This window comes from Neisseria sp. HMSC070F02 (genome assembly GCF_001814225.1).
Lineage (GTDB): Bacteria > Pseudomonadota > Gammaproteobacteria > Burkholderiales > Neisseriaceae > Neisseria > Neisseria meningitidis.
The window spans coordinates 1-5856 of the sequence record NZ_KV815359.1 but is presented as its reverse complement, the minus strand read 5'-3'; the positions used below and the strand labels follow the sequence as shown (position 1 = coordinate 5856).

Here is a 5856-nt window from a genome sequence, read left to right as displayed (position 1 = left end):
CGCCTTGTCCTGATTTTTGTTAATCCACTATACCCATAAAAATGCCGTCTGAACATTGATTTTCAGACGGCATCGGCAAAACAACCTTATTTTTTACGATTAGAGAAGGCTTCACAGCCGGCATCTGCGGACAAGGTCTCCGAATAGGCTTCGGCAGAAGCCTTATCACGGCATTTGTATCCGTCGCCCACGCTGTTCATCCATACCGACAAAGTATAACCCGTCCCCGCCTTCGGAACGCCGACCAAGCTGTATGCCCTTGATTTTTCCTTATCGACAAACCTTACCGAAACACTATATTTTTTGGCAATTTTCGGATTCATCTTATAGCCTGAGACAAATATTTCCAGTTTGCGCTTGATGGTCTGATTATCGTCCAGGGGATTTTTCAAAATAAACTGTTTGACAGTATTGTTGATACCGACCATCTCCGTATAAAGCTGGGACTGATAGCCTTTTTCAATATAACTTTGATAAGAAGGTATGGCAATGACGCTGATGATGCCGAGTATCGCGACGACTATCATCATCTCAATCAATGTAAACCCTTTTTGTTCCATTTTATTACTCATCATTATTGCTTACATAAGATTGAAGGACGACCAAGGTATTGGCATTCTTACCCCAAGCCTTGGCAGTAACCCGATAAACATTTTCTCCGTTCTTCACGCCCAAATATTCGATAATATAGCGTGGTGGTTTGCTGACGCTTCCCTTGCCTTTCTTATATTCCATCCCTTTATTGTCAATGCACAGGCCTGTAGATTTTGCAGTGCAAGAACGCTTCACCGCCTCAACGGTGGGCTTGCCTTGCACCACGATATTGTCAAAAGCCTCTTCATTATCATTATTTGTCCGCACATTCACTGCGGTACACAGACCTTTTCCACAGTTTTCGCTAAATGTAACCTTACTGTCCGTATCATATTCCAAATCCAAAACCTGAAGTTCGCCTTCCCGCAAAGCCGCCTCGGCCAAAGACAAAGCCAATTTCCTGTCTGATTCGTTGGCACTGATCCGCTGCTCGGTATTGTAAGACTGCGCGGCAGTTACAACCAAAAAAGCCACGACGATCATCACCATCAGCACGATAAACAGTGCAAACCCCCTCTGTCCGTCAGAAGTCGGGATTCCCGTCAAAGTGTTCTGTTTGCGCATACATTTCCCCCGCGTATTGTCGCATCGATACGGTAAGCATAAATATGATTGTCTGAAGAAGCGGCAATCTTGGTATCAGTACCGCTACTCAATAAAACCTCCACCCCGGCGGGCGTAACAGCATTTGTGGAGCTGTCGAATGTACCCGTATATTTGAATTTTTCCTCTTTGCCGGCATCGTCATCTTCAGGACAGTCGGAAACATAGATATACTGCACTTTCATATGTCTAATCTTTTTCGCGAGCAACTGAGGATTACCCCACTTGCCCTTATCATCCAATTGGAAGCGGAACAAACCTTCCTCACCGGCAATCCTGCCGACCGCATAGGCATTGACCACATGCCTTTGACGGGTGATATTTCCATTTTGTTTATCATCATTAGTAATCTGTAATGCACTCTTTGCTTCTTGCAAGGTAGATATTTTCTTACCCAGTTTTGCTATTTTGGAACAGCTGCTGACTACAACAGTCTCAGCACTCGCATCAAGATCATCGATTCCGTATTGAAAAATCAATGCGCTACCAACCTGGAAAAAATTCTGATAATTGATATTTGAAGATTCCGTTATGGGGATAAGTTTATTTGTACTGTTCCTTTTTAAGGAAAAAGGAGAATTTTGTTGCGTCGTATCGAAAATAACATCAGTTGCAGGATGCTCGGACATATTGAAACAACCGAAGCCGCCCGCCATTCTCGCATCGCGGACAATCAATGTTGCCGCATTCCGCAAATCCTGTTGCACGGAAAGACGCTCGTTTGCCGCATCATTTAATTTCCGGGATGTGAAGTAACTCGATCCGACCGCCATCAGGACAATCATACTGAGCATGCCCGCAACCAAAAATTCAATAATGGTAAAACCCTTCATACCATCATAATTGCCTTTTGGTACGTTTAGCATTTTACGTTTCATTCACGACCTCCGACCCTTGCCTGATAGGTATATACGATATTGTTGCCGTTCGTCTCAAGATTCGTATGGGCGATATCCGAATCCCCTGCCGAATCATTTACCCACAATACTTTAATCAAAGTATCCCCATTTGCACTAGCATCGCAATTTGAAGAAAAAGTACTACCGGCGGACAATGTCGGCGCAACACCCAACGAATCCTTGCAGATGGCGTAATAGATGGCTGCCGCATCCGGCAAGGCATTTTTCAATTCATAACCGAACCTGTCCAACTGGGCTTTTGCCAAATCCTTCTTGCTTTTCACGGCATCAACCGCAAAATCGCCATCCACAGCTGATAGTGTATGATGGTTTCCCATGTAAAGATTATAGTTTTTCTTGTTGCTGTCCGAATCAATGGTCGGATTCATCAACATTCCCTCCATCAGGTTTTGCGTGATTTGACTGACGATGGTTTGCGTCTCTGCCTCCCTGACGGAAGCGACTGTCCGCAACTGAACAGACAATAGTGCCAAAATACCGATGGTCAGAACGAGCATAGCGACCAAGACTTCTATCAGCGCCATACCAGACTGGGGGTTTTTCAGGCGGAAGCAATCATTATTCTTCATTTTTTTATTTCCCAAACCGACTAAAACAATCATTTATATTGGCATACGGTACGCCTATCGTTTCTAGGACAAACCTCAACCCTGCCGCTGCTGTTAATCAAAACCACCGCCGAACGGAATTTCTTATCGGCATCTGAAACTGCTCTCGCATCTGTCAGCACGATTTGGATATAACCGTCGGAATAAAAAAAGCTGGATTGTTTTGTAAGATGCTGGTCTTTCGTATAACCAAACGTCCCGTTTTGATTGAATGTCCAAACTACACGGTCAGCGGTCGGCTGAGTCTGACCGAAAGCGATATGGTTGAAGGCATAATTAATCCGCTTATCATTGATATCATCATTCAATACCACACTGCGGAGAAGAACATCCGCCGTATCGCCGTCATATGTCTTATTGCCATTCTTATCGCCAAAAGCCAACATTCCCTGCCCCTTCTTGCCGGAGTCACATTTATTGTTGACCGTACCGTCTTTTTTAACTTGAGCAGGACAGATATAGACAGGGAGATTGAGCCGGACGGCTTCGCCCCTGGAGAAACGCAAAAGGTTGGCAATCCGCTCCGCATGACTGGCAATGCGGCGGGATGCAATCCATTGGCTCATATTGGGGAGGGCTATCATCGCCATAATGGCTGCAATGACCATCACGATGAGCAGCTCTGTTAGCGTGAAACCTTGTTGTTTTCGTGTACACATAGGACGTTAACTGGTAATGTATCGTGGATTAAATTCAAACCAGTACGGCGTTACCTCGCCCTAGCTCGAAGAGAACGATTCTCTAAAGGTGCTAAGCACCAAGTGAATCGGTTCCGTACTATTTGTACTGTCTGCGGCTTCGTTGCCTTGTCCTGATTTTTGTTAATCCACTATATTTTCAATTATATGCGGGCTGAATGCAAAAATGCCTCAAGACCGCGTTTTATTTTTTAGGGCAATCTCTCAGCATGATTTTAAACGATTTTGCCTGATTTCGCCTAATAAATTTTTATATAGCCATTTAATCCTCTATCTTTGCCTCCTCGGGAATATAGGCAGCATTGTCGAATTTGGTGAATTGTCCCGTCCATGTGAGGAAGATTTTACCGACGGGACCGTTGCGGTGTTTGCCGATGATACATTCGGCAAGGCCTTTCATGGGTGAGTCTTGGTTGTAGTATTCGTCGCGATACATGAACATAATCAGGTCGGCATCCTGCTCGATTGCGCCGGACTCGCGAAGGTCGGACATCATCGGGCGTTTGTCGGTACGCGATTCGACCGTGCGGCTCAGTTGCGACAGGGCGATGATGGGGACTTGCAACTCTTTTGCCAGGGCTTTGAGGGAGCGGGAAATTTCGCCAAGCTCCGAAGCACGGTTGTCGGAACGGCCGGATCCCGCCATCAGTTGCAGGTAGTCGATGACGATTAATCCCAGCTTATTGTTAAATTGACGGGCGAGACGGCGGGCACGGGCGCGCAGTTCGAGCGCAGTCAGACCCGGGGTCTCGTCGATGTACACGGGCGCGTCTGAGAGTTTGACGACTGCTTCATTCAGACGACCCCAGTGTTCGTCTTCGAGCCTGCCTGTTTTCAGGACGCTTTGATCCAACCGTCCGACCGAGCCGAGCATACGCATGACCAGTTGCGCACCGCCCATCTCCATCGAAAAGACGGCAACGGGCAGCTTGCCTTCTACGGCAACGTGTTCGGCGATATTGATAGAAAAGGCGGTCTTACCCATAGACGGACGACCGGCAACGATAATCAGGTCGCCGGGTTGCAGACCCGAGGTTTTTTTGTCGAGGTCGATGAACCCCGTCGGCACGCCGGTAACTTCATCGGGATTGTCGCGCGAGTAGAGCATATCGATGCGCTGTACGACTTCTTTCAGCAAATCGGGCATCTCCAAAAAGCCCTGCTTGGATTTGGCCGTGCTTTCGGCGATTTGGAATACTTTGTTTTCCGCCTCGTCCAAAAGCTGCCCCGCGTCCCTGCCTTGCGGATTGTATGCGCTGCGGGCGATTTCCGTCCCCACTTCGGCGAGTTGGCGCATGATGGAACGCTCGCGCACGATTTCGGCGTAGCGGCGGATGTTGGCGGCAGACGGGGTGTTTTGCGCCAGCGTAATCAGGTATTCGAATCCGCCTGCCGCTTCCAATTCTTCGTTCCGCTGCAAATCTTCCTGAACCGTAATCACATCTGCGGGACGGCTCTCATTGATTAATTTGGCAATGGAACGGAAAATCAGGCGGTGTTCATGCCGGTAGAAATCCTCTCCCGAAACCACATCGGCAATCCTGTCCCATGCCGGATTTTCCAGCATCAACCCGCCCAAAACGGATTGTTCCGCCTCCATTGAGTGCGGCGGAAGCGACAATGCGCCGACCTCACGGTCTTCAGACGGCATGGCTGCGTAATCGTTCATGGTACATCCTATCTGTCGTGCCGAAATTGCAATCTTCTATTATAGCGTAAAGCAGGTTTAATTGGTTTCCATTCCTCAAAACAGGTAAAATATGTGCGCTGCCAAGCTATTTGCAGCAACACTGCCAAAATACAACATTTAAAACAATATTAGGAGCACAAAATGGAACATAAGCTGCCGCAACTGCCTTATGAACTGGACGCATTGTCCCCGCATCTGAGCAAAGAGACTTTGGAATTCCACTACGGCAAACACCATCAAACCTACATCACCAACCTGAACAATCAAATCAAAGGCACCGAATTTGAAAACCTGCCTTTGGAAGAGATTGTGAAAAAATCTTCGGGCGGCGTGTTCAACAACGCAGCCCAAACTTGGAACCACACTTTCTACTGGCTGGGTTTCACGCCCAAAGGTCAAGGCAAACCTTCCGGTGAACTGGCCGCCGCCATCGACGCGAAATGGGGCAGCTTCGAGAAATTCCAAGAAGCATTCTCCGCTTGCGCTGCCGGTACGTTCGGCTCCGGTTGGGCGTGGCTGGTGAAAACCCCTGCCGGCGGATTGGATTTGGTTTCCACTTCCAACGCAGCAACTCCGCTGACCACTGAAAACACGCCGCTGCTGACCTGCGACGTGTGGGAACACGCCTATTACATCGACTACCGCAACAGCCGTCCCAACTACCTGAAAGGTTTCTGGGAAATCGTCAACTGGGACGAAGTCGCCAAACGCTTCGTCGCCTTGTCCTGATTTTTGTTAATCCG

7 protein-coding genes are annotated in these 5856 nt (G+C 47.9%); 1 reads left to right on the top strand and 6 read right to left on the bottom strand.

The genetic code is table 11. The features are described 5' to 3' along the window. Nucleotides 1–86 precede the first annotated feature (86 nt). From HMPREF2959_RS01485 to dnaB, 6 genes are all read right to left on the bottom strand, one after another. On the bottom strand, nucleotides 87–560 hold the full coding sequence (locus tag HMPREF2959_RS01485; protein ID WP_002243455.1) for a PilX family type IV pilin: 474 nt from the start codon (nucleotides 558–560) through the stop codon (nucleotides 87–89). Nucleotides 561–564: 4 nt separating this feature from the next. Then, complete coding sequence (locus HMPREF2959_RS01480; RefSeq protein WP_002243454.1) at nucleotides 565–1158, bottom strand: pilus assembly PilX family protein; 594 nt, start codon at nucleotides 1156–1158, stop codon at nucleotides 565–567. Next, nucleotides 1137–2075 carry a PilW family protein gene (locus HMPREF2959_RS01475; protein WP_070696281.1) on the bottom strand — a complete coding sequence of 313 codons (939 nt, stop codon included), beginning with the start codon at nucleotides 2073–2075 and terminating at the stop codon, nucleotides 1137–1139. The genes HMPREF2959_RS01480 and HMPREF2959_RS01475 overlap by 22 nt, the downstream gene beginning before the upstream one ends. Continuing rightward, nucleotides 2072–2686 carry a type IV pilus modification protein PilV gene (pilV, locus tag HMPREF2959_RS01470; protein WP_002222656.1) on the bottom strand — a complete coding sequence of 205 codons (615 nt, stop codon included), beginning with the start codon at nucleotides 2684–2686 and terminating at the stop codon, nucleotides 2072–2074. Before pilV ends, HMPREF2959_RS01475 begins: the two co-directional genes overlap by 4 nt. A gap of 29 nt (nucleotides 2687–2715) precedes the next feature. Further along, nucleotides 2716–3384, bottom strand: a complete 669-nt coding sequence (locus tag HMPREF2959_RS01465) for a GspH/FimT family pseudopilin (RefSeq protein WP_002243452.1) — start codon at nucleotides 3382–3384, stop codon at nucleotides 2716–2718. A 301-nt stretch (nucleotides 3385–3685) separates the two neighbouring features. Further along, nucleotides 3686–5092 carry a replicative DNA helicase gene (dnaB, locus tag HMPREF2959_RS01460; RefSeq protein ID WP_002220671.1) on the bottom strand — a complete coding sequence of 469 codons (1407 nt, stop codon included), beginning with the start codon at nucleotides 5090–5092 and terminating at the stop codon, nucleotides 3686–3688. A 162-nt stretch (nucleotides 5093–5254) separates the two neighbouring features. On the opposite strand from dnaB, the gene HMPREF2959_RS01455 reads away from it, so the two are divergent. Beyond that, nucleotides 5255–5842, top strand: coding sequence for a superoxide dismutase (locus tag HMPREF2959_RS01455; RefSeq protein ID WP_002243451.1), 588 nt, complete (start codon nucleotides 5255–5257; stop codon nucleotides 5840–5842). The last annotated feature ends 14 nt before the right edge of the window (nucleotides 5843–5856 follow it).